General features: G+C 58.9%; 24 protein-coding genes and 1 rRNA gene. 13 read left to right on the top strand and 12 right to left on the bottom strand.

The genetic code is table 11. The features are described from left to right. Window positions 1–957: VCBS repeat-containing protein (locus R3C19_19390; protein MEZ6062514.1), on the bottom strand; the 957-nt coding region annotated here is incomplete at its 3' end. A 140-nt stretch (window positions 958–1097) separates the two neighbouring features. After that, window positions 1098–1805, bottom strand: coding sequence for a YggS family pyridoxal phosphate-dependent enzyme (locus R3C19_19385; GenBank protein ID MEZ6062513.1), 708 nt, complete (start codon window positions 1803–1805; stop codon window positions 1098–1100). Between R3C19_19385 and R3C19_19380 the strand changes: the two genes are divergently transcribed. Then, complete coding sequence (locus tag R3C19_19380) at window positions 1786–1929, top strand: hypothetical protein (GenBank protein ID MEZ6062512.1); 144 nt, start codon at window positions 1786–1788, stop codon at window positions 1927–1929. The two genes, R3C19_19385 and R3C19_19380, sit on opposite strands and share 20 nt — an antisense overlap. Window positions 1930–2251: 322 nt before the next feature. Continuing rightward, entirely contained in the window at window positions 2252–2956 is a 705-nt protein-coding gene (locus R3C19_19375; GenBank protein MEZ6062511.1) for a sigma-70 family RNA polymerase sigma factor, read from the top strand. Between the two features lie 42 nt (window positions 2957–2998). Here the strand turns inward: R3C19_19375 and R3C19_19370 are convergent, their stop codons facing one another. Beyond that, on the bottom strand, window positions 2999–3670 hold the full coding sequence (locus R3C19_19370) for a Uma2 family endonuclease (protein ID MEZ6062510.1): 672 nt from the start codon (window positions 3668–3670) through the stop codon (window positions 2999–3001). 220 nt (window positions 3671–3890) lie between these two features. On the opposite strand from R3C19_19370, the gene R3C19_19365 reads away from it, so the two are divergent. The 3 genes from R3C19_19365 to R3C19_19355 are packed head-to-tail and all read left to right on the top strand — an operon-like array spanning window position 3891 to window position 6168. Then, complete coding sequence (locus R3C19_19365; protein MEZ6062509.1) at window positions 3891–4409, top strand: hypothetical protein; 519 nt, start codon at window positions 3891–3893, stop codon at window positions 4407–4409. A gap of 14 nt (window positions 4410–4423) precedes the next feature. Then, window positions 4424–5422: a HAMP domain-containing sensor histidine kinase gene (locus tag R3C19_19360; protein ID MEZ6062508.1), complete on the top strand. Its 999-nt coding sequence runs from the start codon at window positions 4424–4426 to the stop codon at window positions 5420–5422. Next, a complete protein-coding gene (locus R3C19_19355) occupies window positions 5419–6168 on the top strand; it encodes a response regulator transcription factor (protein ID MEZ6062507.1) in 750 nt (249 codons plus the stop codon). The genes R3C19_19360 and R3C19_19355 overlap by 4 nt, the downstream gene beginning before the upstream one ends. Before the next feature lie 696 nt (window positions 6169–6864). On the opposite strand, the gene R3C19_19350 is transcribed toward R3C19_19355, so the two are convergent. From R3C19_19350 to R3C19_19340, 3 genes are all read right to left on the bottom strand, one after another. Beyond that, a 16S ribosomal RNA gene (locus R3C19_19350) occupies window positions 6865–8408 on the bottom strand. A gap of 326 nt (window positions 8409–8734) precedes the next feature. Continuing rightward, window positions 8735–9187, bottom strand: coding sequence for a DUF983 domain-containing protein (locus R3C19_19345; protein ID MEZ6062506.1), 453 nt, complete (start codon window positions 9185–9187; stop codon window positions 8735–8737). A 230-nt stretch (window positions 9188–9417) separates the two neighbouring features. Beyond that, a complete protein-coding gene (locus R3C19_19340; protein MEZ6062505.1) occupies window positions 9418–10209 on the bottom strand; it encodes a Nif3-like dinuclear metal center hexameric protein in 792 nt (263 codons plus the stop codon). A gap of 184 nt (window positions 10210–10393) precedes the next feature. Between R3C19_19340 and R3C19_19335 the strand changes: the two genes are divergently transcribed. Next, the gene (locus R3C19_19335) at window positions 10394–11296 is read left to right on the top strand and encodes a sugar phosphate isomerase/epimerase (protein MEZ6062504.1); all 903 of its coding nucleotides are present in this window, start codon (window positions 10394–10396) and stop codon (window positions 11294–11296) included. A gap of 46 nt (window positions 11297–11342) precedes the next feature. Continuing rightward, window positions 11343–12668, top strand: coding sequence for a formylglycine-generating enzyme family protein (locus R3C19_19330; protein ID MEZ6062503.1), 1326 nt, complete (start codon window positions 11343–11345; stop codon window positions 12666–12668). Window positions 12669–12920: 252 nt separating this feature from the next. Here the strand turns inward: R3C19_19330 and R3C19_19325 are convergent, their stop codons facing one another. From R3C19_19325 to R3C19_19310, 4 genes are all read right to left on the bottom strand, one after another. Next, the gene (locus R3C19_19325) at window positions 12921–14057 is read right to left on the bottom strand and encodes an MlaD family protein (protein MEZ6062502.1); all 1137 of its coding nucleotides are present in this window, start codon (window positions 14055–14057) and stop codon (window positions 12921–12923) included. A 142-nt stretch (window positions 14058–14199) separates the two neighbouring features. Beyond that, a complete protein-coding gene (locus R3C19_19320) occupies window positions 14200–15030 on the bottom strand; it encodes an ATP-binding cassette domain-containing protein (protein ID MEZ6062501.1) in 831 nt (276 codons plus the stop codon). Between the two features lie 289 nt (window positions 15031–15319). Next, on the bottom strand, window positions 15320–16162 hold the full coding sequence (locus R3C19_19315; GenBank protein MEZ6062500.1) for an ABC transporter permease: 843 nt from the start codon (window positions 16160–16162) through the stop codon (window positions 15320–15322). 170 nt (window positions 16163–16332) lie between these two features. Further along, window positions 16333–16809: a hypothetical protein gene (locus R3C19_19310; GenBank protein MEZ6062499.1), complete on the bottom strand. Its 477-nt coding sequence runs from the start codon at window positions 16807–16809 to the stop codon at window positions 16333–16335. 547 nt (window positions 16810–17356) lie between these two features. On the opposite strand from R3C19_19310, the gene R3C19_19305 reads away from it, so the two are divergent. The 5 genes from R3C19_19305 to R3C19_19285 all read left to right on the top strand — a co-directional run bounded on the left by R3C19_19305 (window position 17357) and on the right by R3C19_19285 (window position 22927). Further along, the gene (locus tag R3C19_19305) at window positions 17357–17815 is read left to right on the top strand and encodes a TadE/TadG family type IV pilus assembly protein (protein MEZ6062498.1); all 459 of its coding nucleotides are present in this window, start codon (window positions 17357–17359) and stop codon (window positions 17813–17815) included. 77 nt (window positions 17816–17892) lie between these two features. Further along, on the top strand, window positions 17893–18606 hold the full coding sequence (locus tag R3C19_19300; protein MEZ6062497.1) for a hypothetical protein: 714 nt from the start codon (window positions 17893–17895) through the stop codon (window positions 18604–18606). A 162-nt stretch (window positions 18607–18768) separates the two neighbouring features. Next, window positions 18769–19995 carry a pilus assembly protein TadG-related protein gene (locus tag R3C19_19295; protein MEZ6062496.1) on the top strand — a complete coding sequence of 409 codons (1227 nt, stop codon included), beginning with the start codon at window positions 18769–18771 and terminating at the stop codon, window positions 19993–19995. An 866-nt stretch (window positions 19996–20861) separates the two neighbouring features. Beyond that, window positions 20862–21242 (top strand): hypothetical protein, encoded by a 381-nt coding sequence (locus R3C19_19290; protein MEZ6062495.1) that lies wholly within the window; start codon window positions 20862–20864, stop codon window positions 21240–21242. Between the two features lie 248 nt (window positions 21243–21490). Beyond that, complete coding sequence (locus R3C19_19285) at window positions 21491–22927, top strand: DUF1501 domain-containing protein (GenBank protein ID MEZ6062494.1); 1437 nt, start codon at window positions 21491–21493, stop codon at window positions 22925–22927. Between the two features lie 274 nt (window positions 22928–23201). On the opposite strand, the gene R3C19_19280 is transcribed toward R3C19_19285, so the two are convergent. After that, window positions 23202–23639, bottom strand: a complete 438-nt coding sequence (locus R3C19_19280) for a hypothetical protein (GenBank protein ID MEZ6062493.1) — start codon at window positions 23637–23639, stop codon at window positions 23202–23204. Window positions 23640–24147: 508 nt separating this feature from the next. Here R3C19_19280 and R3C19_19275 point away from each other — a divergent pair. Further along, window positions 24148–24912: a LamG domain-containing protein gene (locus R3C19_19275; protein MEZ6062492.1), complete on the top strand. Its 765-nt coding sequence runs from the start codon at window positions 24148–24150 to the stop codon at window positions 24910–24912. A gap of 121 nt (window positions 24913–25033) precedes the next feature. On the opposite strand, the gene R3C19_19270 is transcribed toward R3C19_19275, so the two are convergent. Beyond that, window positions 25034–26104 carry a DNA adenine methylase gene (locus R3C19_19270; GenBank protein ID MEZ6062491.1) on the bottom strand — a complete coding sequence of 357 codons (1071 nt, stop codon included), beginning with the start codon at window positions 26102–26104 and terminating at the stop codon, window positions 25034–25036. Window positions 26105–26320 lie beyond the last annotated feature (216 nt).

Genomic DNA, 26320 nt, shown 5'->3' with positions numbered 1-26320 from the left:
GTTGTCTTCCGGCTTGTCACCCATGATCAGGTGCTGAGTGAACTGGATCTCGCCGTCTTGCGAGCCCGTGTTTTCATACCATGCCAGGCCGAATTCATGAGCGTTCAGCGACGTGATGACATCGTTGTCTCCGTCACCGTCAACGTCGTACGCGAACATGTCAGACGACGCCGGAGCAAAGGCGACTTTGTGGAACGGCCAGTTGTCACCGGGCTTGTAGTCGGCTGGTTGTTCGAGCCAGCCGTCGCGTGCCAGCAGGTCCATGCGACCGTCGTTGTTGACGTCGCCGACTCCCAGTCCGTGGCCGAAGGGCGTCGGAGCGATGGCGTCTGAGACACTGGTAAACGTCCACTCCTGGAACGGCTGTGTCTCCGTCCGACGGGACTCTGATCCCGTCGCACGCTTCTTTTCGACGGGATCAGAGTCCCGTCGTACAGCGGGCTGAGCAAACCCGTAGTGACCTTTGCGCGTGCAGACCAGTTCCGGAATTCCGTCGCCGGTGACGTCAGTGAACTGAGGCGATTCGTTCGACACCGAATCGAGGATGACGAACTTGTCCCACAACCCGTCGAGTTCGTCCTTTCCCGGATTGCGGTAAACGTGGCCGGGAGTTCCGGGAAAACCGACGGTCAGCACGTCGTTGGCTCCGTCACCGTCGAAGTCGTACACCCAGTTGAAGAAGTTGTCCGCGTAGCCGTTCACGTTCTGCGGCACGGCGGGGTAGATCTCGTGCTTGGTTTCGAATGTCGGCCCTTCGAACCAATACGGCCCGTAGACTACGTCAGCGATTCCGTCGCCGTTGATGTCTCCGGCGGAGGCTCCTTCGGAAAAGTACACATCCGAAAGCTGCTGCCGTGAAAATTCGTCGAGGTGGAAGTTCGCGTCCTGGGCGTGAAGCGGTAACGAAACGCCAGATGTCAGGATCAGTACAACGGCGAGGGCGAAGCTCTTCGTCACGGAAACGGCCTTTAGAGAAGACGAGTTGAGTGAAGCGGCATCGAACCGCGGAGCAGCAGCGACACAGCCTGCTATGTTCGCAAATTCACCGCCGAAGAACCAGAAGACAGCGGCCAGCGACAGCGACCGGCCGGATAAGACTATCGGCACAGGCCGTCAAACAGCCGGCTGCCGATGCGGATCAGCGTGGCGCCTTCTTCGACCGCAACTGCGAAATCCCCGCTCATACCCATCGAGAGTTCCGGAAGTTGAAGACCAGCAGACTGAGAAACCGGTTGAGCGGCTAGCTGGTCACGAAGTTTCCGCAGTCCCCGAAACGCCGGGCGAGCGTTTTCGGGATCGTCACTGGCGGGAGCCATCGTCATCAGGCCTGCGATGTTGACAGCACCGGCGTGACGGCAGATCTGCGGCCATTCAGTCTGAAGCGTCGACGACGAAAACCCGGACTTGGATGCTTCACCGGAAACGTTTACTTCCAACAGTACCGACGGGTGCACCTTCAGGTCACCGGCGACGGTCGAGATCCGTTCCAGCAGCTTCAATGAATCGACGGAATGGATCAGCGCGGCATGTTGCAGCGCGATGCGAACCTTGTTGCGCTGCAACTGACCGATCAGGTGCCATTCGACGTCGGGAAGCTGCGGCTGCCGTTCCGCAAGTTGCTGAGGCCGGGCTTCACCAAAAGAGTGATGCAAAGTCGCCAGGTGCCGGACCCATTCCCAGTCGGCGTACTTGGTGACGGCGACCAGTTTCACGGAGTCCGGATCGCGGCCGACGTGACGGCAGGCTTCGGCGACTTCACGCCGGACGTCAGACAGGTTTCCTCGGATGACTTCGCGGGCTTCCATCGGACTACTTGTTGTTGCTGATGGTCAGGTTATCGAAGAACAGGTGCAGATCACCGTTCGACGGCCTGGTCAGGATATCGATGTCACCGTCGACATCGATCGCGGGTGTTCAGCGGCTGAATAGACAGCATCGCACGTCGGCGGCGTCTGGAAAAGCGATCGCCGGCTTGTCCCTGATGTCGCGAGTTTCGGGAAATCCCCACCGGCGTGAAAACGACCAGTTTCGCGACAACTGCCGTCATCGAGTTTCCTGCGGCGCATGTTTGGGCAGTGAGGCGAAACGTCAACGCCTTTGTGCATTCCGAAATTCCGGCAGGCTGTAAGGACTCCGTCCCCGCGTGCATTCGACCGCCGGTGCCTCCGACCTCCGGCGCGAGTCACATTTGCGCGGCCGGTGGAAATCGATGAAGCGTGATTCACCGTGATGTAGTCAGGGATTCCGTTCGATGATGGTAACGATGGAAAAACGACGCACCGCAAGGCTATCCGACGCGGCGCGGAACGATCTGGTTCTGGAGCATCTGGGATACGTTCGGCACATCCTGTCGAAGCTGGTGCTTCAGTTGCCATACGGAATCGATACCGAAAACCTGGAATCCGCCGGGGTACTGGGCCTGATCGAAGCCAGCGGGCATTTTGATCCCGCCCGAAACGTCGAATTCAAGACATTCGCCTACCAGCGAATTCGCGGAGCGATCCTGGACGAACTTCGCCGCAATTGCCCGCTGTCTCAGCAGATGCTTCAGAAGATCGCGTTTCTGCGAGACTGCCGGGAACAGCTGCACGAACCGATCACCATCGAAGAACTTGCTGACGAAGCCCGGATGTCCGACGAAGAAGTGTCTGAGTGCATGCAGGCGTCGCGTCTGGCACGGCCCGAAAGCTGGGACGATTCGCTGGGAGAACACAGCGCCGTCAACCCGGACGAATCGCAGTGGTCGGTCGAACAGGACGAAATGAAGCAGGTACTGACTGACGGCATCGAACTGCTTCCCGACACGATGAGAATCGCCGTCACGCTGCACTATTCCGAAAACCTGAAACTGCGCGAAGTCGGCGAAGTTCTGGGACTTTCGGAATCGCGAGTCTCCCGCATCGTCAATGCCGCCCGGGAACGCCTGCGAGACTACGCGAAGTCGCGCGGTTACTGAAGCAACGGATTTGTCCGATCGCCCGGCAGCGTCGTAACCCGTTCAGTCTGATTCGCGCTGTAACTGTCGAAGCTTCTCTTCCAGTTCCGCGATGCGCGCCTGCGCGGCCTGCTGAGCTTCGTATGCTGCCCTGCGTTCCCGGTCGAGCGCCTGCAGCGCCTGCTGTTCGGCCCGCAGCGCCTGCTGTTCGGCCTGCTCCGCCACTTCGGCCCTGGTCAGCAGAGGCTGTTTGGTGGCGGCATCGGCCAGAATGAGCTCATTATCGAGCAGACTCAACTCAATGCCCAGGGTCCGGCACGCCAGCGTTTCATCATGTTCCGGGATCGGTTCCATCGTTCCGTTGGCCAGTCGAAATCCGCGCAGGGGAGGTTCAAGGTAGTCCGCGGACGGGTCGTACAGAAACAGTTCCTTCACTCCCAACTGTCCGTAGAGCTGCGGCTTGAAGACCTGATCCTGGTGACGCGTACTGCGCGAGGTGACCTCGAACACGACATCGGGAACGCGGCGTTCTTCCCAGATTCTGAACGTTCGCCGCAGGCCCGGATCGCAGTCCAGCACGACGAAGACATCCGGCACGACAAACCGGCGAGGATTGCCTTCCTCATAGTAAACCAGCAGGTCGCTGCCAACGTGAACATGCTGATTCCGGTAGCGCTGCCGCAGCAGATCCTGAATCCGGATCATCCAGCCCTGATGCAGCTCGGTTTCGCCCATCGGTTTCCCGTCCGACTCCGGATACTCAACTTGATTAACAGGATGTGCGGTGCTCATGTCGGACCTGCGAAAATTCTCGTGCGGACCCGCAGCATTCTAACAGCGGCTGACTGCGTCCGTCGAACACGTTCCCGCAACTTTCGAACGCGCCGGCGCCGCGTTAGACTCCGGAACCGCTTCACTGCACCACCGGATCCGGATTGAAAGGGAAGGCCGCACGATGTCACGCTCGATGGGAAATGTCATTGGTGATTCTCTCGCGCTGTCGCTGGGCTATGCCGAACGTCTGCTGAAGGATATTCCGCAGGACCAGTTCGCCCGGTTCGCCCGCCCGGGCGGCCAGGTGGTCGAATCCAATCACCCGGCGTTTGTGTACGGACACCTGAGCCTTTACGCACCGCGGATTTTGCAGCAGCTCGGACATTCGGCTCCCGAGATTCCGGAACTCTACCAGCAGATCTTCGCTCCGAGCGCCTCGTGTGCCGATGACACCGATGGCACGATTTATCCTTCGCGGGATGACATCACCAGCCGCTTCTTTGACGGTTACCGCGCCGCTCTTGACGCTCTCAGACAAGCGGATGACGGCGAATTTCAGAAACCCAATCCGCTGGAGCGTATGATGGAAAAATTTCCGACGGTGGGATCCATGCATGCGTTCTACGTGGGAGGGCACATGATGATTCACATGGGACAGATCAGTGCCTGGCGACGAATGACGGGACTCGGCGCGGCCTGACAGGAATTCAACACGTGGCGGATTTTCGTCGAAAGCGTCGTCACCTCAGACTGCCGATCTGGAGCAGTGTGGTGCTCGCGTCGCTGAACATTACGCTGATGGTCGTGCTGATTGTCCTGCTGGCCCGGCAGAACGCCTGGCCGGCACTGACTCTGGGAGCCATCGCACTGGGCATCAGCCTGTTCGCAATTTCCTTCTATTCCGTGCTGACGATTAAGGAAATTCAACTGAACCGGCGGCAGTCAAACTTCGTTGACAGTGTCACTCACGAATTGAAAACGCCCATCGCCGCATTGCGGTTGTACCTGGATACTCTGCAGATGCGGCAGTTGACGGACGACGACCGCAGCGAGTTCTACGGCACAATGAATACGGAGCTGGAGCGGCTTGACCAGATGATTAGCCAGTTGCTGGAAGTCGGCCGCCTGGATGCTCTTGGCAGCCAGACCGATCCCGAACACGTCGACCTGACAAAGCTGCTGCGAAATGCCGCCGAAGCCGCATGCGCCCGACACAAGTGCGATCCGGCCGAAGTGTTCACCTTCGACCTGGCTCCCGTTGCAATGCACAGTCGGCGGATGGTGCTGGAAATGATCTTCGGGAACATTATCGACAACGCCGTCAAATACGGTGGCGAACCGCCGGCAGTGACGGTGACGTCGCTGCCTCGCGGACGCGATCGCGTGGTTGTCCGAATTCGGGACCAGGGATCCGGAATCCCCGACGAACTGCGGACACGGATCTTTCAGATGTTCTTCCGGGGCAACGACGAACTTCAGCGAACACGCAAGGGCACCGGTCTGGGACTGTACATCGTCAAGACGCTGGTCGGGATTCAGAAGGGACGCGTGACGGTCCATGACGGCCCCGGCGGCGTCGGCACTGTATTCGAAGTCGTGCTGCCGGGACGAGCGGTCGTGGCGCAGGATCCGGCCGGCGCGTTGCAGCCGTCGACCGGAAAACTTTCATTACAGCAGGAGCCGGGAAGAGCAGTCGGAGCGGCACAGAAATGAGAATTCTGGTGGTCGAGGATGAGTCCTCAATGTCTCGCGGCCTGCGGTTCAATTTTGAACAGGAAGGCTATCAGGTTGATGTCGCCGAAGATGGCCCGACAGCGCTCAAGCTTCACGAAAACGCCAACCCGCCGTATGACCTGATCGTTCTCGATCTGATGCTGCCGGAAATGAGCGGCTATGAAATCTGCCGCAATCTTCGCCGGACGGACGAAGACGTCCCTATCCTGGCTCTCACGGCAAGAACGCTGGCCGAAGACAAAACGCAGGCATTCGACTGCGGTGTCGATCAGTACATGACAAAGCCCTTCGCGCTGCCCGAACTGCTCAGCCGGGTTCGCAATCTGCTGGACCGCCGGCGCCGCTCGGCACTGAAAGGTGCCTCCGTGCGGCGGGCGGACGACACCGACCGGTTCGGCACCGTCACCGTGGACTTTGACCGCTTTGAACTTCGCAACGGCGAATCCACACACACGCTGACGACGCGCGAACAGGAGCTGCTGCGTTATTTCCTGCAGCATGACGGTGTCGTGCTGTCTCGCAGCCGGCTGCAAACGGAAGTGTGGCGGGATTCCGCTGAAATCTCCAGCCGATCCATCGACAACTTTGTGATGCGGCTGCGAAAGATGATCGAACTGGACTCGGCAAATCCCCGCCACCTGCTGTCCATCCGCGGGACCGGCTACCGGTTCGTCCGCGAACCCGACGATAGCGAACCCGATTCGTCCTCCACGCGATCGACATGAATCGAAGCCCCGGATCGCTGTCCGGTTCTCTGTCGCACAGAATTCGATGCCAGCAGATGCTCTCGTCGTCCTACCTGGTCGTGAGAGCCTCTGATCGCCAGGGCTCGCACCACGATCGCGCGGTGTGCAACTCGCCAGTCGTGATTCCATTGAAGCACGGTTGGTAGAGATTCGCAGCTAAGAGCCCGCCCGCGTCATCGGTGGACGGAGCGGCACACGTCCGCGTTCGCTGCGTTTGTCGGCGGCGTGCGGTGATGAGCGCGGACTGACGTCGCGCAGGTCGCCCGGGGGAAAATGGGCAGCCGATGCTGGCGAACGGGTGGCTTGCGCGGACGGTGGGTTCCCGCCACCCGACGACTCGAGTGCAGGCTGCGCGTGAATGACGGAATTCTGCTGACTGCATCTTCTGCGGCCGGCGGTGGTGAGCGCGGACTGACGTCGCGCGGCTCGCCGGGGGGAGAGGTTCGGGGTTGGGGGGCGCGTGAAAAAAGCGGTCACTCTGCGAAGGGGGCTGAATGACCGCTTTGGGGAAAATGTCTGGCAGAGAATGCGTGTTTGTGAGTTTTGGTGCCCGAAGCTGTGGTTTGATGGACGGTCGGGATGATCTGCCGGAGCAGATTCATCATCGGAGACATCATTTCTGACGTTTCCGACGCCGGTCACCGAGGTGGCCGGCCGGCCGTGATTTATCCTTAGAAAGGAGGTGATCCAGCCGCAGGTTCCCCTACGGCTACCTTGTTACGACTTAGTCCCAATCACGAAGTTCGCCCTAGGCACCTGCCTCTCCGAAGAGTTAGCACAGCGACTTTAGGCGCCCCCCGCTTTCGTGGCTTGACGGGCGGTGTGTACAAGGCTCAGGAACATATTCACCGCAGTATAGCTGACCTGCGATTACTAGCGATTCCAGCTTCATGCAGGCGAGTTGCAGCCTGCAATCCGAACTGAGCAACACTTTTTGAGATTAGCTCCCCCTCGCGGGTTGGCTGCCCTTTGTATGTTGCATTGTATGACGTGTGCAGCCCTGGACATAAAGGCCATGATGACTTGACGTCGTCCCCGCCTTCCTCCGGTTTGACACCGGCGGTCTCCTTAGAGTCCCCAACTGAATGCTGGCAACTAAGGACAAGGGTTGCGCTCGTTAAGCGACTTAACGCGACGTCTCACGACACGAGCTGACGACAGCCATGCAGCACCTGTGCACGTTCCACCCGAAGGCGTGGCTCTGCTTTCACAGAGTTAATCCGTGCATGTCAAGTCCAGGATAAGGTTCTTCGCGTTGCCTCGAATTAAGCCACATCATCCACCGCTTGTGTGAGCCCCCGTCAATTCCTTTGAGTTTCAGCCTTGCGACCATACTCCCCAGGCGGAGCACTTAATGCTTTCGCTACGGCAAAAAGAAGCGAACTTCCTCTCGCCCAGTGCTCATCGTTTACAGCCAGGACTACCGGGGTATCTAATCCCGTTCGCTACCCTGGCTTTCGTGCCTCAGCGTCAGTCATCCCCCAGTATGCCGCCTTCGCCACTGGTGTTCCTGCCAATATCAACGCATTTCACCGCTCCACTGGCAGTTCCGCATACCCCTGGAATACTCAAGTTAACCAGTTTCAAGCGCCGTGCCACAGTTGAGCTCTGGCATTTCACACCTGACTTGATTAACCGCCTACGCACCCTTTAAGCCCAGTGATTCCGAATAACGTTCGCACAGTACGTGTTACCGCGGCTGCTGGCACGTACTTAGCCCGTGCTTCCTTTGAGGCTCTGTCAACTTCGGAGGAGAACCTCCAAAGATTTCATCCCCTCTGACAGCGGTTTACAACCCAAGGGCCTTCATCCCGCACGCGGCGTCGCTCCGTCAGACTTTCGTCCATTGCGGAAGATTCTCGACTGCAGCCACCCGTAGGTGTCCGGACAGTGTCTCAGTTCCGGTCGTGGGGGCCATGCTCTCACACCCCCTAGACATCTTTGCCTTGGTAGGCCATTACCCCACCAACAAGCTAATATCACGTAAGCCGCTCCTGAAGCGGAATCACACCTTTGCTCCTCGGAGATCATCGGGCATTACCCACAGTTTCCCATGGCTATTCCCGACTTCAGGGTACGTACCTACGCATTACTACGCCGTTTGCCGCTTTCCTTTGATCTCTTCGGCCGAAGCCTCCAATCACAAATTCTCGCTCGACTTGCATGCCTAATCCACGCCGCCAACGTTCATTCTGAGCCAGGATCAAACCCTTCAGAAATATGCTTTAACCACAGCACCACCAGACCATCACGCCCGCAAAGCAGACGCTCACGCCTGCAAAACAAACGCAACAGCCCTTCGGCCGTGCCACAGCAATCAGCAAGAAAAGAGTGATACCTGTTTGCCGTTCCGGTCAAAGAACGGCCAACCAGCTCCGTTAGCCAAAACTCACAGACTCACATTCTCTGCCAAATTGTCAAAGATCGACGCGCTGGATACGTGGCCGGAGCCCTTCAGTCGCGTTCGACTGGACGTAACCAAAGCGGTGCGCCTGAGTTCAGGCGAGCGGGGAAGTTTATCGACGGGGAATTGGCTGTCAAGGTCTCAGCCGCCGTTATTCGAAACTTCTGTTCGGGATCCCTCTCGTCGTCGCACGGTCGAAGCCTCCGACGCTCCGGTCCGGTCGAAAAAGCAGTCCAGCGACAGCCACAGAGACCGGGCAAATCGAAAGAAAACCAGCGGAAACACGACGCAAAACGACAGCAACACGGGCAGCAGGAATTCTTTGGGAACTCGGTACACGAACCGCAGGACCACGAATGCTGCCGTCGACAGGCCCGCGGTCACAGCGTAGTTGATGTAGGTGGATCCCAGGAAGTATCCGGGAGCACGCTCAAACGTGAAGCCGCAGTTTTCGCATTCCGAATGCATCCGGAACCAGCCGCGGAACAGCCGGCCTTTCGCACAGATCGGGCAGCGCAGCCGGATTCCCCGCGACACGGCCTGCTCAATGCTGAGCTGCGGAATCTGGCGAGGCTCATCGGGGGAAGCAGTCATGTGAAATCTCGCTGGTTGGGAAAGCATCCGCTGCGTCGTTGACGATTCGGATCAAACAACGGAGGGTCGGCACCGAATACGGACGGCTCAAGCGCTGGCCACCACATCGGCGTCACTTTTTGAGAGCGGAATTCGTGAGGATGGGCAGGTCGTGGAAAAGGCCTGCCGGCAGTCTGCCGACGGTTTTCAGCCGCCTGCCGACATCCCATGCGGAATTCCCGACGGCCCGTCTATGAATACACCGTCAGCGGATCTGATTCCATTCGGCTGGCAAATGATTCGATTTCGGGAAACCTGTGACCAATGACTTCCGCCAGACGTTCCACGGCGGGCCGTTCGCTGGAATAATGGCCGACGAGGACAAGATTGACGCCGGCTGCCCGGGCTTCCAGCGCGGAATGAAAACGAGCCTCGCCGGTGACGAACGTGTCGCATCCCAGCCGAACCGCGTCCCGGAGAAACTCGGCCGCCGACCCGCACGCGACGGCAACGGTTGAGACAGACGATTCCCGTTCGCCGGAGAACTCCAGATACTCCGCTCCGCAGACTTGCTTCACGCAGCTCAGGAATTCGTCCAGCGAGGTGTCGGCATCCAGCTTTCCCCACCGGCCGCCGCCGAGCCCCGCGACGGAAGCGGATTCGCGAATCGCCTGGATCTGCCGCAACCCGAAGGATTCGGCCAGTTGCTGATTAATCCCTTCCGCGGCGCTGTCGAAGCGTGTGTGAGGGCTAAAGACGGCGATTCCGGCTTCGATCAGCGTCAGCAGCACGTCGCCGTCCGCGGTGTCCGATGTCACTTGCCGGGTGGCTCGAAACATGACCGGGTGATGTGTGACGACTAACTGCGCTCGCTCCTGAACCGCTTCCGCCGCGACGTCCGAGGTCAGCGTCAGACACGTCATCACTCGATCCACGCTCGCTGTACGACGGCCGACCAAAAGACCTGCGTTGTCCCAGTCTTCCGCAAGTTCCGCGGGAGCGAATTCGTCGAGAAAGCGGATGATTTCGGCAACTGTGAGCACGATGGGAGTCTCGCTATCATGGGTGACGGGCAATCAGCCGGTTGAATTCCGTGTCACGAAACAACAGGTTCGGAACGGCGACAACCGAAGCTGCCTGTCGTCGGCAACGATCGACTGGTGGAGGTTGACAATTCAGGCTGAGCACTTCGATCTTGGTCATCAAGTTTCAGGAATTTCTCGGATCATGTCACTTCGACTGGCGGTTGCAACGGAAGATTTCGGCGCGTCGCTTCGGAGAGCGATCGTCCAGGCAGCAAAGGCGCAGGTTCGCGGAATCCGCCTGAATGCTCGCACCGAGGTCAACCCGAAACACACCACCGATTCCGCATTGCGGCAACTGGCGCATTATGTCGGTGAGCAGCAGATGCAGATTGCCGGGCTGATCTGTCCGACGAAGCATGCGTTGAGCGACCCGGAATTCCTGGAAGAGCGGCTGGACCTGATCCGCCGAGCGATGGCGCTGGCGCGAAAGCTGAACACCGTCGAACTGCTGATTCGATGCGGAAGAATCCCTGATCCGGAAACGTCGGAAGAACGCGAACCGCTGCCGTCGAATTCCGATGTCGAAAGTCTGGCCAACCCGTTTTCGTTTGCCGGTTCGACGGGCAGAAGCACGAAGACGGTCGCTTCGTCATCGCAGAAGTTTGCGATGCTGTCGGAAATCGTCAGCGATCTGGCTCGGCACGGAAATCACGTCGGCTGCGTGCCGCACCTGCAGTTTGCGGCGTACGATGTGGCGCTGATCCGAAAGCTGCTGGCATCCGTGAACACCGGACCGGTTGCGATCGCGTTTGATCCGGCGACCGCAGTAATGACGGGAAGCGACGTGGTTACGGCTTTTCGTGATCTTTACAACGATGTCGGCTATATTCGAGCTCGCGACGCCATCCGCGACGTTGATGGAGCCGGCGTTGAAGTTCCCGTCGGTGACGGCAATGTCGACTGGACGGAGTTTCTGCCGACGCTGGCGGAAGCCGATTTCTCCGGCTGGGTCTGCGTCGAACGGACTGGCGGCGACGACCGTGCCAACGACGTGCTGGCCGGTGTCGCGAGAATGAAGAAGCTGATTCCGCAGGCGGGGAGTTGAGAGCTGAGAGACCAGAGTTGAGAGCTGAGGGTTTGGTGGTCTTGGGATGAGTAAGAATCCGTTTCTTGCGATGGCTGTGCTGGTGTCCGCCACGGCGGCTCTGGCGGGAGTCATGCTGTTGTCCGGGAAGGACGATGCGTCGTCGGCATCCGCGATTGCGCGCGCCAACGACGCTGATTCTTCTGACAATGACAACGCCGGCGAGGTGACCGGCGGCAACGGCGGAGCGGCGTCTTCCGGTACTGAATCGTCGGTCTCCCCCGAATCCTGGGCGACTCGCAATGTCTATCTTCCGCCGAATCCGGAACCGGACATTGATCGGGAGGCTCTGGCAAGGCAGACCGAGTCTCTGAAACGCGCTGTGCCGAAAGCCGTCACCGAGTCGCTGGTGACGGAACAGCCTTCCGTTGACGATCCTTCGCGGCTGGACGGCATGGTCTGGATTCCCGGCGGAGTGTTCGTCATGGGAAACGACTTCGGTCCGCCGGATGAAGCTCCTCGTCACGCCGTCGCACTTGACGGGTTCTGGATGGATTCACACGAAGTCACAAACCGGCAGTTTCAGGCATTCGTCGACGCGACCGGATACGTGACAACCGCCGAACAGCCGCCGACATTTCGCAGCATCCGGCCCGGTTCCCCGATGCAAAACGCGGCCATCCTGGAGGAATACAACCAGCCCGGTTCCATCTGCAGTCTGCAGATCAACAGCGAAGCCGACATCGACCCGGTCAAGGGACCCTATAGTTGGTGGGACTATGTCGTCGGAGCCGACTGGAAGCATCCGCTCGGGCCGAAAGACAGCATTGACGACTTCATGGATCACCCGGTTGTCCACGTCAGTTGGCTGGACGCGAAGGCGTACTGCGACTGGGCCGGGAAGTCACTGCCGACGGAGGCTCAATGGGAATATGCGTCTCGCGGCGGTCACGAAGGCCGAGTCTATCCGTGGGGCAATACTCGCAACCCGGATGGCACCTGGCTGCACAACATCTGGCAGGGCAATTTTCCGCTGGAAAACACTCTGGCCGACGGCTTCGAACGTACGTCTCCCGTGGGCCGGTTTCCCGCCAACGATTTCGGACTGTTCGATATGTCCGGCAACGTCTGGGAATGGTGTGCCGACTACTATCAGCCGGACTACTACTTCAACAGCCCGATCAAAAATCCGCCCGGTCCGAAGGACAGCTTTGATCCTCAGGAACCGGACTACATCAAGCGCGTCCAGCGAGGCGGCAGTTTTATGTGCAGCGAACAATACTGCATCGGCTACCGTGTCGCATCACGAATGAAAGGCGAAGAAGATACGGGCGCGTTTCATACAGGATTTCGGTGCGTCGTGAATGTCGGTTCCGACAGCCCCGACCGGTAGTGATGCGCTGGGCTCGACGCGCCGAAGGCCGACACGCGACCGATGCGCGGGAGGGCGCATGTCCGGGAGGGCGAGGCTCCTGCCGAGCCGCGCGAGCCAAAGGACGTCGATGGTCGCAGCGGCTCGGCGGGAGCCTCGCCCTCCCGATGGTTGCGACATGCACCGCATGATGGCGGTAGCGCGTTCGATAACGCTTTCCGACGGCGGCGCCGCACAACTTCTGCGAAGATGTGGTACCCGGATTGGTCGGCGTTATTCGCGGCGAGTTCCTCCCGGCTGTTCGAACGCAGCCGGCTGAACCTGTGAGTCCTTGATTCCCGAACTTCCGCGCATGGCACCACGGATACCCAGCAACTCGGGATGACGCGCGACTTTGTCACTGAACACCTGCAGGTCCGCCACAACCGGTTGCAGATTCTGCAGCAGCGCCGCCAGCGACGATGCGGTGGAATTCAGGTTGCGGTACATCGCCGGATCGGTGATGAGTTTCTTCAGCGTTCCGTCATTCTGATTCATCAACTGAGTGATCACGGCCAGTTCGCGGGTCATCGTCTGAATGTTGGCCATCGACTGATTCAGCTGGGTCACCAGCGATTCACTTTGAGCCGCCAGTGGCCGAGTCGCGGTGTTGAGATTCGCGACGGTTGTGTCGACCTGCTGAACGACGCCGTTGACGGCTCGCAGCGTCGACTGAGTTTCGTTCAGCAGCTCCGGCAGCGCGACCAGCGTTCGCTGCAACTGCTGTTGATAGCGAGGATCGTTCAGCAGTCCTCCCGCAGCAGCCAGTGTGTCTTCGGCGGTTTTCATTGTGCGAGTAAACTGTTCCAGTGCAACGGCCGACTGTTCCAGCGTGCTCACGCCGCCAGGCCCGGACGATTCCAGAATGCGGTTCAGGTTGTGAGCCAGCCGGCCCCATTCCCGTCCCGTCGTTTCAAAGGAATGCAGCGTGGCCGACAGGCGGTCTTCGAGTCGTGAAATTGATTCGCCGGGGTCGCCGACGGAATTGCCGACGATCCGGCTGCCGTTCTGAATCGGCGTCGCGGAATGTCCCGGCGAGATTTCGATCGATCCGTCGCCCAACAGCGATCGCTGGACCTGCGCGACCGAATCGTCCGGAAACGTGTACCCGGCGTTCACCAGCGTCTGCACCAGAACGCCGCGGCCTTCGGGCAACAGAGTCACCTTTTCCACATGACCAATCCGCAGGCCGCTCATCTTTAGCGCCGTGTCGGGGACGATTCCGGCAGCGGTCGGCAAAATGATTCCGATGCGAGTTCCTGATTTCCAGGACCGCCCGATCGCTCCGAACTGAAACACCATGATGACAATGGCCACCATCGCGGCGACGACCATCAGGCCAACTCGAAATTCCTGCCTGCGTTCATCCATGATTCTGAATTCCCTGGCTGGCCTAGTTACGATCCGGCAGTCTTCAATCTCGTGTCGCGAGCCGGTGTGAAGACGACGTGGCGTGTCGCCGGAGCGTGTCTTCGCGGCTGGCCGCAACGCCGCTGGTTTCGATCGAACAGCACTATGCGGCTCGCACGTCGCTGAGTTCTTCGGCGACAAACTCTCTCACTCGCGGGTCATCACATTCGGCCAGCTCCGTTACGGTGCCGTCAAAGATCAATTGCCGGTCATCGGGCTGCAGTCGCCGCAGCGGGTAAAGCATCACGACGCGATCAGCAACTCGCCGCACGGTTCTCAGATCGTGAGTCACGATGATGCCCGCGACGCCGCGGTTTCGTCTTACGGATTCGATCAGATCATCAATGCGGCGACTGGTGACAGGGTCCAGCCCCGTCGTCGGTTCGTCGTAAAACATCACGTCCGGGCTGAGTGCCAGCGCTCGAGCCAGCCCGACTCGCTTCTGCATCCCGCCGGAAATTTCCGACGGCCGTTTCCGGGCGACATCCTCCTGAAGACCGACTTCCCGCAGTCGTTCGAAAACGACGTCGCGGATTTCGTCGCGGCTGAACCGCTGGTTTTCCTGAATTCCAAACGCCACGTTTTCGAAAATGTTCAGGCTGTCAAACAGCGCGGCTCCCTGAAACAGGTAACCCAGCCGAAGCTGCTGCTGCAGCCGTTCGCCCGGCGGAATGGCGGTCACGTCGCGGCCAAACCATTCCACACTTCCCGACGTCTGACGAATGAGCTGCATCATGACTTTCATCGTCACGCTTTTTCCACAACCACTTTCGCCGATGATTGCCAGAGTTTCGCCGGCGGAAATCCCCAGCGTCAGATCTTTCAGGACGTGCTGCGACCCGAACCGGCAGCCGACGTTCAACAACCGGATGACGTCGTCATCGCCTCGCGTCACCGCGGAAGCCGCCGTTTCGGATGTTCGATTCGCTTGCATGACTTCCCGGTCATTCACCACATCCAGCGGCTGCCGCCGCAGGACTCTTTCCCCCCGTTCGCAATATCTTCACCCTCCCGCACCCTCCCCGCACCTTCACCCTCCCGCGCCGCGGGAGGGTCGATGTCGCACCGCCGTTCAGGCGATGCGACGAGGGAGGGCCGACCGCGCAACCTTCCGCCCGACGCGAAGCCGCCTGCGTCGTGAGCTCCCTGTGTTTGATCCGCTGAACGCGAATCAAACAGCGACCCTCCCGCGGCAGCGGAGGGTGAAGGTGTCTGGTCGATCCTCAACGAAATCCTCCGCACGCAAGGGAGACCGTCTGAGGCCAGATCAGGTAGTACGTGCTGTTCAGCAGCACTGTTAGAACGAAGTCCATTCCCAGAATGGCGATGAACGACAGGACGAACGCTTCGGTCGCCGCGCGGCCGACTCCTTCGGCGCCCGCTCGGCAGTGAAAGCCGCGGTGGCAGGCAATGATCGCGATGCTGCAGCCAAAGAAGATGCTCTTCACCAGCCCGGCCGACACGTCCCAGCCGGTGACGTAGTTTTCCGCATACAGCCAATAGCGATAGCTGTTCACACCCAGCACATGAGTACTGAACGCCCAGCCGGAAATGATGCCGACGGCATCAGCGAAGGCCGTCAGCAGCGGAATCAGGCACACGCACGCCAGAAACCTCGGGACGACCAGGTATCGGATGGGTTCGGAACCGAGAGCCGTGATGGCGCTGATCTGTTCGGTGACGCGCATCGTCCCGAGTTCCGCGGCCATGGACGACCCGACTCGCCCGGCCAGCATCGTCGCGGCCAGCACCGGTCCCAGTTCCGACACAAGCGTCATGGTAATAATGGCGCCCAGTCGCGATTCCATGTGCATCATTTTGAATTGTGTGTGCGTCTGGACGGCCAGCACCATTCCAATGAACGTCCCGGTAATCAGCACTACGGGGACACTGCGAACACCGACCTCATACAGAATCGGCAGCAGCACGCGCCGCGACGGTAACCCGCGCATGACGCCGTGCAGGATCTGCGAAAAGAAGATTCCCACCGCGCCGAATCCGGAAACCGCCGCAATCACGGCACGCCCCAGCAGGCTGATCGGATTTGGAATGGTTGCCGAAGTCATCAGGCCAGCGTCCTTGCTTCGCCCAGTGTATTTCAGACGGGCAAAATGCGGCGAGACCAATTCGCAAACCGCAGAACGGCGGGCATTTCGAGCAAACGCACGCGAAGTCGCTCAGGCCGCGGCTGCGTCCTCGGGGTCTCTCCGTGCTGCCGGTCCGGGAGTGGTTCAGCTCAGACTTCGACCAGTTCACGGACGTCTGCCAGGACCCTGTCGGCATCGGTGTCGGACGGTGTTGACTGCTTCAGACGTCGGATCATCCGATTAAATGTGTCCGGCACTTCGTCGCACAAGTCGCCGTCCCGAAACTTCAAGTCCGGAACATTCTCTTCGCCGTCGGCGTGGCGCTGCATTGTCATCGTCAGGCGGTAAATGGGCCCGGCCACTCGGTTGCTGAACCGCAGCATGTCGCGCACAAAGATCGGCAGCATGCAAAACAGTGCCAGCAGCGTCGGAGCACTGTTTTCCCAGCAGGCCGCGAGATTCGCGCGAAAGCCGGCGTACGGATCAGAAACGTACTGTCCGATCAGCCCCAGCATGCCGGCGGCAAACAGGAACATCGCCGCATGCAGCAGCGTGCGAGACGCAATCGCCCACTGCAGCTTTGTCAGGATTACCAGCCTAACACGCTTGTGTTTCACGTCTTTCATAACGACCTCGGTCCGCGGAAATCTTTCATGCATGTGATGGTGGCGTCACAGCAAAGCCTGCTGCAGCAATTTGTGGATTGCGTCCTGAGTCCCGTAATTTCTTCGAAGAACTCGTAAACGCCCATTCGGCGTGTGACGGTTGTTGCACATCCGCCCGAACGCATGTTCCGTCACCGTTCACACATTGACGGCCGGTTTTTCCAAGACCTGCAATCCGTCAATTCAGGCGTGGATAAACGTGGCACGCACCTTGCGATCAATGTCATCGGCGATGGCTGTTCGCCCGGCGTGCCCACGGCCCGGTTTCGGAGAAACCGGGCGACGGCAGGGAACTCGTCAACGGTTGCCCGCACACGACACGCGGTGATTGTTTGGAAGCCGCCGTTTCCAATTGACCACACGCCGTCAACTTTGGAATTCGGAAAACCCGCGGTTAGGACATTTCTGGCAACGTCGAACGCAAGACGGTGCATTTCACGGTCCAGGGTTGATTGAACATTCGCCGAAGTCTCGGCACCAACGGTTTCAGCGCCAACGGGAAAAGAAAATGAAACTCATTCGAAGGCACCGCAGTTCACAATCCCGCAATGAAGATCGCCGAGGCGCTGCGATGGTGGAGATGGCCGTCTGTTTTCCGGTGTTCATGCTCATGCTGCTGGGCATTATCGAATTCGGCCGCGCTCTGATGGTCTCCCAGCTTCTGACAAGTGCCGCTCGCCAGGGATGCCGCGAGGCAATCATCGATGGCGCGACGAATAACAGTGTTACCAGCGACATCAGGACGGCCGTTGTCAATACGGTCGGCTGCCGGCCGGAGGATGTGGGAATCGAGATTGTGGTCACATCTGTTGCTGATGACTCCGAAGTTCCGCTGCTGGCGGACGCAGAGCAGCGCGACCTGGTGGAAGTGGAAATCAGCATCGCGTTCAACGCGGTGAGTCTGACTTCGGGCAAGTTTCTCGCCGGACAAATGCTGCGAGGACGATGCTCGATGAGAAAGGAGTGACGCCGCCCCGGCAGCCCTCTGACCGTCCGACCTTCCGCTCACTTTCACACCTTCCAGTTGTTTACGGGGAACCTGCAATGAACACAAGATCTGCCATCGGTCAGTCCTTTGCCGTCATTTTTGCGTTGGCGCTGGCAGTGCTGCCTGCGTGCGCCGTTGCGCAGGAAGCGCCGACAATTGTTCGCATCGAAGAAGACTGGGTGGCGTATATTCGCAACCCGGATGCCGCTGTCACGGCGCCGCAGATCGTGAATGTCATTTCCCCGGCAGCGACAACCGACGCCGCGTTCGGAATTATTGAACTGAATCACGCCAGTCAGCCCGACTTCCAGAGCGGAGGTTTCCAGGTTCAGAGCTGGGTTGGTTCGACTCGCAACGAATTCGTGTTCTCGTCATTCAATGCGCCGCTGATGCATGCATACGACAAGCTGACGTACACCGTGTCGATGGAGATTGCGGACGGCCAAATTGCGTTCGGACTGAAGGATGGCCGGTCACGCACGTGGGGACGATTCGCGCAGACGGCTGTTCGCGCGCGCTGTCCCGCGGAAGGTGTTACGCTGGCGGACTATGATCCGCAGTTTTCGGTCGACAATACCAGCATCAATGTCGGTGCACACCGCGTTGAAGTGCTGTATCAGACGGAGACCCGGTACTACTCCGCAAGCGGCCTGGAAAGCACGGACACCACGGACCGTGTAATTCACAGATTCCGTGAACTGGTGCAGTATGTCTCACTGGAGGAATACGAACAGAATGCGGACAACTACAACATTGAAATCACGGAATAGAATCTTCTGCCCGAACGGTCTGACGTATTAGAGAACGTCAACCTGCCCTTCGTGATGAGAGCCGTTGGTTGTTGCGGATCAATGGCACTCTGATCCCCTCCTCCCCGCCGCACTCTTCACCTGGTGACATCCTGACTCGGTAATTACCGGAGGACGCGAACGATGAAAAAACTGAATGCCATCCGATGCTGTGAACACGGCCCGACACAATCCAGAAAAGGCGCCGTGATGGTGTTTGCCGCGGCGATGCTGATTGTTGTCATTGCGTTTGCCGCCTTCACGGTTGACTTTGGAATGGTGACATTGACCAAGGGACAGATGCAGAACGCAGCCGACTCCGCGGCGCACGCCGCTGTATTGGAAGTTTCGCGAGCCTACGGACCGGGAGCCGAAATGACGCAGTCCCAGGCGGAAAACATCGCCCGTCAACGAGCGGTCGAGATGGTCAGTCGATTTCGCACGGGTGATGTGGAATCCACTGTTGCCGACGAAGTCCGTGACGTGCGAGTCGGTCGCAGGTCGTGGGACGACGCAGCCCAGGAGTGGGTTCAGGAGTGGGGAGTCAGCCCTTACAACATGGTCGAAGTCACCGTGCGGCGAACCAACGCCGAAACAACCTCACTTCCCATGACATTCGCGAGGATCCTGGGACGTGACAACTTTGAACTGACCACAACCTCCGTTGCCGCCATGTATCCTGGCGTCGGGTTTGTGCTGAATCCCAACCCTGATCCACCACCACACAGCGATCCGCCGAACGACTGCATTGATATTCTGCCGATCGCTCTTGACCTGGAGTCCTGGACGAACCTGCTGGATCAGCACTATCACGGCACGAATCACGGCTACGACGATGACTATTCCTGGTCGAACTCCAATGGCGTGAATCACTGCCGGGGTGACGGAATACCGGAAATCAACATCTATCCTGACCTGAACAGCGGTCTGGCGCCAGGAAACCGCGGCACGGTCGACCTGGGTTCTGCCAACAACAGCACGAACGACATCAAGCGACAGATCATCCACGGCCTGAATGCCTACGACATGTCGTTCTTCCCGAACAACAGGATTGAGTTCGATGCCAACGGAGCACTCTATCTGAACGGTGACACGGGCATCAGCGCCGGCATCGAAGATGCGCTGCAGTCCATCATCGGCCAGGTGCGAGCAATTCCGATCTTTATTGAAGTGACCGGACAGGGAAACAACGCAACGTACACGATTGTGAAGTTCGTCGGGATTCGGATCATTGACGTCAAGTTGAGCGGCGGTCCCAACAAGCGGCACCTGACTGTTCAGCCTGCTGTGTTTTCCGATTCGCACGTGCTGCGCGGCAACGTGGACGTCAATGTCGATTCGATCCTCAGCCAGCCGGTCGTCATTCACTGACGAGATTTTCGAAAGCGCCGCGTCACTCACTCGTCGGTCGTGGCACGAATTCAGATCGTCGCACAGCGGAAGCAAACATTGTCCGCGAGCGGTGGACGACAATGGCTCGTGATGCATTGAACACACAGGGGCACAGAGGCGCGGAGAGGCGGGAAGCTTCGCGGCCCCTGCGTCCCGGTGTTTTTATGTCGCGAGCGGGGAAAAAACGAGGCATTCAGGTTCGCACCGTAAGGCGATCGGCAGATGAGAATTTACCTATGCAGAACGGTATTACTTAACCCTCCCGTAGAACGGAGGGTCGCCGATCGAATGCCGTTCAGGCGTTCGATCGCGGGGAGGGCCATGCACGGGAACTCCCGGTTGCGCGGACGCCTCCCCGCTTGATCGCCTGCACGGCGATCGACTTCGACCCTCCCGTTGAAACGGGAGGGTATGTTCTCATCGGCCGCAGGCTAAGAGTTGCGAAGAGCATCAGTATCCGCCGCGGCCAGAATGTCCTTCCGCGGCGGCACTGACGCAGCAGGCACTGCGTTTCACCATGCGAAAGCCAGCATGTTGGAATTTGTTGAGCCAGACGACCGGCGACGAACATCTCGAGGGCTGCGGTGGCTGAGCCACATACGTCCCGCGATCAGCTGCTCGTCGCGTTTCACGCATATCGAAATCATTGCGTCGTCCAGCTAGAATCCGACCTGACGTGACTGGTTCCCGCCAGGCGGCAACCAGTCACCGTCTGCGGCTGTGCATCGGGCGCGTAGCCGGCGGACGCGCGATCCGTCGCCGGACACCGGTCGTGAAGTCTGCCCCTGTACCTCGTGCGACGCGTACCGGAATGTTTCCCCTTGCCTCAAGACGGATTGTTGTCAATGAAATTCTGTCACACGCAATCTTTGCGGAAGTACCCGGCGGTCGGGTTGATGCTGGTCGTTGTGACATTCAGCGGCTGCCGCGATCCGATTGCCGAAAGCAGTCCTTCGATTCCGCAATGGATGCAGGAACGGATTACGCAACTGCAGCAGGAACGCGATTCCAATGTCCCGGCGTTTGCTCAGCGAGCGACGTATGACGGCAGGACTGTCTACTACACCTCAGCCGCCGTTCCGGACGGATTCGGGTCGCTGTATGACGAAGACGGCACGCTGCTGGGACATCCCGATGGAGGCCTGAACGGAAAGGGCGACGGGCGCTGCAGTGACTACTTTGAAGCCGCGACGAATGTGACAACGATCTGGAAGGCGGGTCCCTGAACGTACGGCGACGGAATGCAACACCGCAGGACGGCAACGAGCGGCGGTGCGACGCAAGTGCAACCTCTGCCGGCGTCATCGATGGTCGCGCCGGTGTCAGCCGGAACTACAGCCTGCCTGTCGACTGAGTGTTTTCGAAAAACCTGTCGACAGGCTGTGAACCAAACCGAGCTGTAGTCAACGGTCGAGCGGCGCGGTACGATCTGACACTTCCCGCCTGTTTCTCCGTGCCTCCTCCGGAGCCTGCCATGCTGACGATTCGCGGTGCCGCACGTCGCACCTGCTGCGGACCGACGCGACGAGACATTCTGACCGTCGGCGGAACCGGACTGCTGGGTCTGTCACTTCCACAGTTGTTTGCCGCGGACGAAGCCAACAGCGGCCGTGCCGCGCGAGCCAGATCGGTCATCTTTCTGATGCTGTTCGGCGGGCCGAGTCAGTTGGAAACGTTCGACATGAAGCCGGAGGCACCGGAGGCGATCCGCGGGCCGTTCAAGCCGATCGCGTCTCGCACGCCGGGTCTGCTGATCAGTGAGCATCTGCCCGGAATCGCGAATGTGTCGGATCGAATTGCCGTGATCCGCACGATGTCGCATTCGTTCAACGACCACAGCGGAGGCGGCCATTATCTGCAGACCGGCAAGCGCTGGCATATTCCCGTCGGCGGCGGCTTTTCGCCGACTCCCGATGACTGGCCGTCGATGGGATCGATCGTTGAATACCTGGATCAGCAGCGCAACGGAATGAGTTCTCCGCTGCCGGCCTACATGGTCGTCCCGAATTCGCTCGGGCGGCTGCAGGAACAGGGTCAGTACCCGCGCCCCGGTGAACATGCCGGCTGGCTCGGGCATCGCTACAACCCGCTGACGACTCAGATCGACAAACAGTCACTGACCGACAATCCGTATTGGCGCGACTGCAGCGACGAGGAACTGACGTTCGAAATCGCGGGGATGGCGGGACGGGAAGGGATCACGATCGACCGGCTGCGTTCTCGCGAATCCCTGCTGTCGCAGTTCGACATCGCTCACCGAAAGCTGGAATCCGCGCGAGCGACTTCCGGGTACGACGCGTTCCGGCAGCGAGCGTTCGCACTGGTGACGTCCGGACGCACGCGCGATGCGCTCGACATTCGCGGCGAACAGGATGAATTGCGAGACAGCTACGGTCGGCATTTGTTCGGTCAGTCCTGCCTGATGGCTCGGCGACTGATCGAAGCCGGAGCCCGCTTTGTCACCGTGCATTACGACTGCGTCGACGGCTATAGCTGGGACTCGCATCGCAACAGCGACGATGTGAAGAAGCACCTGCTGCCAACCTTCGACCAGGCCTACTCGGCACTGATCCGCGATCTGGACGAACGCGGTCTGCTGGACGAAACGCTGGTTGTCGCCACCGGCGAAATGGGCCGCACACCGAAAGCCAACGCCGAATGGGGCCGCGATCACTGGAGCACGCTGTTCTCATCCGTGCTGGCCGGCGGCGGCATCGCGGGCGGACGAGTCATCGGTGACTCGGATGCTCACGCCGCCTTTTCGCTGAACGACCCCTGGTCCCCGGAAGACCTCGCCGCCACCGTCTACCACGCTCTGGGCATCGACCACGAAATGCGAGTCATCGACAAACAGGGCAGACCGGTCCCCGTCGTGGACAACGGCAGCCCCATCACGGAATTGTGGAGTTGAATCCTGCCGTCCGGTAGCGACAAACAATCGTCGCCTGGATTTTCCAAAACCAGGCCGTGCATGCTGGCCGAACTCCTTTCACCAGCGCTTTGTTCGCAGGGACCGCGTCACGTGAATCAACGCTTTTCCTGACTACTGGCAGGTTTTGGAAAAACCTGCCGACGGCTGTGAACGGTAACCGCTGCATAGCCGCAGAAACTGATGGCAAAGCATGCTGCTACCAGCATCTCTCGCGTATTCAGGGGAAGTCAAAGGGCGATGTTGTGAGGCTTGATCAGATGAAAACGGAAACCAGCCAACTGGCAAACAGGATGGCAGGGAAGAGGAAATCAGATTTCATAAACACAGGGATTTTGACCAATTGCATCGCAGCCAGTATCAGCGGATGGGGAACCTGACGGTAAGTTTGATCGTCCGGAACGAAATTCTCCACAAAAATCAACAGCGGAAACCCGATCAGCACGACCAGTGCGATTGTCAGGAACAAATACGGTCCAGGTCCGTACTCGTATCGCGTCGAAATCCAGCGGGCGAGCCGCATCACGGCGGTCAGCACAACAAAGCTGGAAGGCACCATGATGAGAGCTTGCGCTCGATGCCAGGCAAGTTGTTGACGTTGTACTGTGGCGAGAATTTCGGACCGATACGCAGGAGAAGTCAGATGCAAGAGGCGGTCAGAGAATTCAACGGCCCGCTTGAAACGATCTCGCATTTCAGCATGTGTGTCCCTGCGGGTACGGTGCTTCACTGCATCAGCATAGCTGTCTATTCCCGCAGAGAATGTCTCATTGACGCATTTGGCGGACGCACCGCAAACGACGCATGCTCCGTCGCGGACCTTTCCGGAACAGATCAGGCAGCGCCTTCCGCGATTTCCCGATGCAGTCGGCATTGGAATTCACTTTCCAGGAAACGAATTGCGAAAATGTCGCAACGTTTTCGCCGCGCCGTTTCTCGCGGGATGCGACCTCGATGCCATCATCCAAATTCTATGCGTGCACAGAGATACGGCCAATGATTGCACGCTGTTCCGGACACTGCCCCGTCAGTGAGTGCCGTCCGGCGGGTTGCGATTGGCAGCGAAACGCACGCGATGAATTACAGGCCATGAACACTTTCACGAGCTTTCATCCGTGGACCGGTTGAGTCGTGGAAACAACATTCGGTGGCTGATAATCTGTCAGCCGTAACGCGACCAATGACAATCGCAGGGGCTACACATGAATCATTTGCATCGGCTCGCGCGGAGCATTTTCTCCCGACACAACTCCAACTGCCATTCGGTGGCCGATGTCCGGCAGCGCCGATTGAAGCAGATACCGATCGCTGAGGTGCTCGAAGTCCGCTGTTTGCTGTCCGCCATCAACCCCGCGACCGGAGCATTTCAGGCCGGCGGGTTCGGATCACCTGTTCCAGAACCGATCGCGTCATGGCAATTTGATGAAACGGCAGGAAGCACAGCGGTTGATTCCGTGGGCGATAGCGATGGCACTATCGAAGGAGCCGCACGGACCCACGGAGTGACTGGCGGCGGCCTGCAGTTTGACGGCGTGAACGACCGCGTCACTGTCGGAACAGGAGCTTCACTGGGGGGCAGGGCAGACTTTACAGCGGCTGCGTGGATTCGCACGTCAGCGACATCGGACGGCGTTGTGGTTCAGCAGAGGGATAGCGGCTTCAACGGAGAATACCAGGTGCTGGTACAGAGTGATGGCTACATCACTTTTTTCGTTTATGGCAACTTCCGCACGCAATTCACTTTCTCGTCAGTGCGGACGGTCAATGACGGAGAGTGGCATCACGTCGCCGCGGTCAGATCCGGCGCTCAGGGGCTGATCTACATAGACGGCCAACAGTCTGGTGTTGCGACTCATCCGGAACTTCAGTTGTTGTCCCCATTTCACAGTGTCAGCACCAGTCGAAACAGTGTTATCGCAGTATTGAAATCGGCGGACAACAGGCCGGCGACGTCATCGCGATCATAGTGTGGCTTGACTGGAAATTCGGACATTGCCGCTACAACAGCAACGGAATGATCGTCCATCCAGGTGGTGTCCACCGGGGACAGGGCCGAGAGAATTTCTTCGAGAGTCTGGCGGTACCGCTTCATTGTCCGACGATCAGGTACTCAACAACCTGGTTGCGCGATGCCTTGCTGTGCGTCCCGAAATGGTACCGGTGTGATCGCTGATGGACGTCAACGGTGCCCTTGTATCTGCCCAGCATTTCCTTCAGTTGAGTCAGATCGGGGTACCCGTTGGAGGAATAGGAAAGCACGATTGTGCTGTCGGCAAAACTCGCGAACATTCGGTCGAAAGCTTCGATCGCAGTCCTTCTGTATGAGAACGGTGTGAAGGGTTTTGAGATCTTTTTGACACGGCTTGTTTCCATGATCTCAACATTATTCCAATAGCACGAGAGACCTTCCAGAAAGTGATATCGCTTCATGTAGCAGTTGTCGTCGGAACGGGGAACGTACGGCGGATCGAGGTAGACGAGATCAAAGCTGCTGCCCACTGAGAAGATGTCAGAGCGAATCGCCCGGTTGCTTCGGCCGTTGTTGAACACTGCCGCGTTGTATACGTCAACGTGTTCCAGAAAGTGTTCTTCGATACTCATCCTCAGGTCGCGGCGGTCGTCCTTGTATCTATCCGGATCACCCGCAACTGTGAAGACCCCCCGTGGCTGCCGTTTCGCGCAGGCACGAATCATCGCGGACGCAGCAATTGCCTGCTTGTACCTGTTGCCCAGCTTCGGCAGGTTCCAGCTCACTCGGTCAAGAAAGCGAAGGTCTTCAGTCGTAAAGAAGATGCCATTGAACGTCGTTTCAATGAACCGCCGATGTTTCGGGTCGTGCGCGAGCAGCAATTCGACTTCGTCCGGCGTCAGAGTTACGCCGGGATTCTCGATTGTCGCCGTTGCGATCACGGTTGGAAAATTCAGAAAGTCTGACGAACAGACTTCCTTCCCCATCGCCTTCAGCAGGTATCCGACACATCCGGAACCCGAGAACCCATCGAGGGCCTGATCGAAGTCAAGCTCCTGCAGAACGGAGTGAATCCAAGGCAGCAACCGAAACTTGCTCCCCATGTATCGCATCATCGGATACCCGCCGACGATTTCAGGCATTTCGCCGACATCGAACAGCTCCAGTTGATGGCCGCGGGCAGTTGTCATGCAATCTTTCCCAGGACATTTCCCGATTTTCAACTCCGTCGTCGCGCCGGAATCGGCAGTCGTCGAGAGCACACGACGTGTCACCGTACTTGAACGACTTTGACTGCGATTTGCCAGTCCTGACATTCAGTGTGGGCACCTGAAATGGACTGACTGAATTCGTGAGGACACGGAACGGCGAAAACGCGGCGTTCTGTGAGGACAGACGTGCCGTTC

Source organism: Planctomycetaceae bacterium (genome assembly GCA_041398785.1).
Lineage (GTDB): Bacteria > Planctomycetota > Planctomycetia > Planctomycetales > Planctomycetaceae > JAWKUA01.
This window is presented reverse-complemented; position numbering and strand designations above follow the sequence as displayed.

Excerpts from the sequence above, each read along its gene's own strand:
- R3C19_19380 (MEZ6062512.1), top strand. The coding sequence starts at position 1,786 with ATGACTTCGCGGGCTTCCATCGGACTACTTGTTGTTGCTGATGGTCAG.
- R3C19_19385 (MEZ6062513.1), bottom strand. The coding sequence starts at position 1,805 with ATGGAAGCCCGCGAAGTCATCCGAGGAAACCTGTCTGACGTCCGGCGT.
- R3C19_19375 (MEZ6062511.1), top strand. The coding sequence starts at position 2,252 with ATGATGGTAACGATGGAAAAACGACGCACCGCAAGGCTATCCGACGCG.
- R3C19_19370 (MEZ6062510.1), bottom strand. The coding sequence starts at position 3,670 with ATGGGCGAAACCGAGCTGCATCAGGGCTGGATGATCCGGATTCAGGAT.
- R3C19_19365 (MEZ6062509.1), top strand. The coding sequence starts at position 3,891 with ATGTCACGCTCGATGGGAAATGTCATTGGTGATTCTCTCGCGCTGTCG.
- R3C19_19355 (MEZ6062507.1), top strand. The coding sequence starts at position 5,419 with ATGAGAATTCTGGTGGTCGAGGATGAGTCCTCAATGTCTCGCGGCCTG.
- R3C19_19345 (MEZ6062506.1), bottom strand. The coding sequence starts at position 9,187 with ATGACTGCTTCCCCCGATGAGCCTCGCCAGATTCCGCAGCTCAGCATT.
- R3C19_19335 (MEZ6062504.1), top strand. The coding sequence starts at position 10,394 with ATGTCACTTCGACTGGCGGTTGCAACGGAAGATTTCGGCGCGTCGCTT.
- R3C19_19330 (MEZ6062503.1), top strand. The coding sequence starts at position 11,343 with ATGAGTAAGAATCCGTTTCTTGCGATGGCTGTGCTGGTGTCCGCCACG.
- R3C19_19325 (MEZ6062502.1), bottom strand. The coding sequence starts at position 14,057 with ATGGATGAACGCAGGCAGGAATTTCGAGTTGGCCTGATGGTCGTCGCC.
- R3C19_19320 (MEZ6062501.1), bottom strand. The coding sequence starts at position 15,030 with ATGCAAGCGAATCGAACATCCGAAACGGCGGCTTCCGCGGTGACGCGA.
- R3C19_19315 (MEZ6062500.1), bottom strand. The coding sequence starts at position 16,162 with ATGACTTCGGCAACCATTCCAAATCCGATCAGCCTGCTGGGGCGTGCC.
- R3C19_19310 (MEZ6062499.1), bottom strand. The coding sequence starts at position 16,809 with ATGAAAGACGTGAAACACAAGCGTGTTAGGCTGGTAATCCTGACAAAG.
- R3C19_19305 (MEZ6062498.1), top strand. The coding sequence starts at position 17,357 with ATGAAACTCATTCGAAGGCACCGCAGTTCACAATCCCGCAATGAAGAT.
- R3C19_19300 (MEZ6062497.1), top strand. The coding sequence starts at position 17,893 with ATGAACACAAGATCTGCCATCGGTCAGTCCTTTGCCGTCATTTTTGCG.
- R3C19_19295 (MEZ6062496.1), top strand. The coding sequence starts at position 18,769 with ATGAAAAAACTGAATGCCATCCGATGCTGTGAACACGGCCCGACACAA.
- R3C19_19290 (MEZ6062495.1), top strand. The coding sequence starts at position 20,862 with ATGAAATTCTGTCACACGCAATCTTTGCGGAAGTACCCGGCGGTCGGG.
- R3C19_19285 (MEZ6062494.1), top strand. The coding sequence starts at position 21,491 with ATGCTGACGATTCGCGGTGCCGCACGTCGCACCTGCTGCGGACCGACG.
- R3C19_19280 (MEZ6062493.1), bottom strand. The coding sequence starts at position 23,639 with ATGCGAGATCGTTTCAAGCGGGCCGTTGAATTCTCTGACCGCCTCTTG.
- R3C19_19275 (MEZ6062492.1), top strand. The coding sequence starts at position 24,148 with ATGAATCATTTGCATCGGCTCGCGCGGAGCATTTTCTCCCGACACAAC.
- R3C19_19270 (MEZ6062491.1), bottom strand. The coding sequence starts at position 26,104 with ATGACAACTGCCCGCGGCCATCAACTGGAGCTGTTCGATGTCGGCGAA.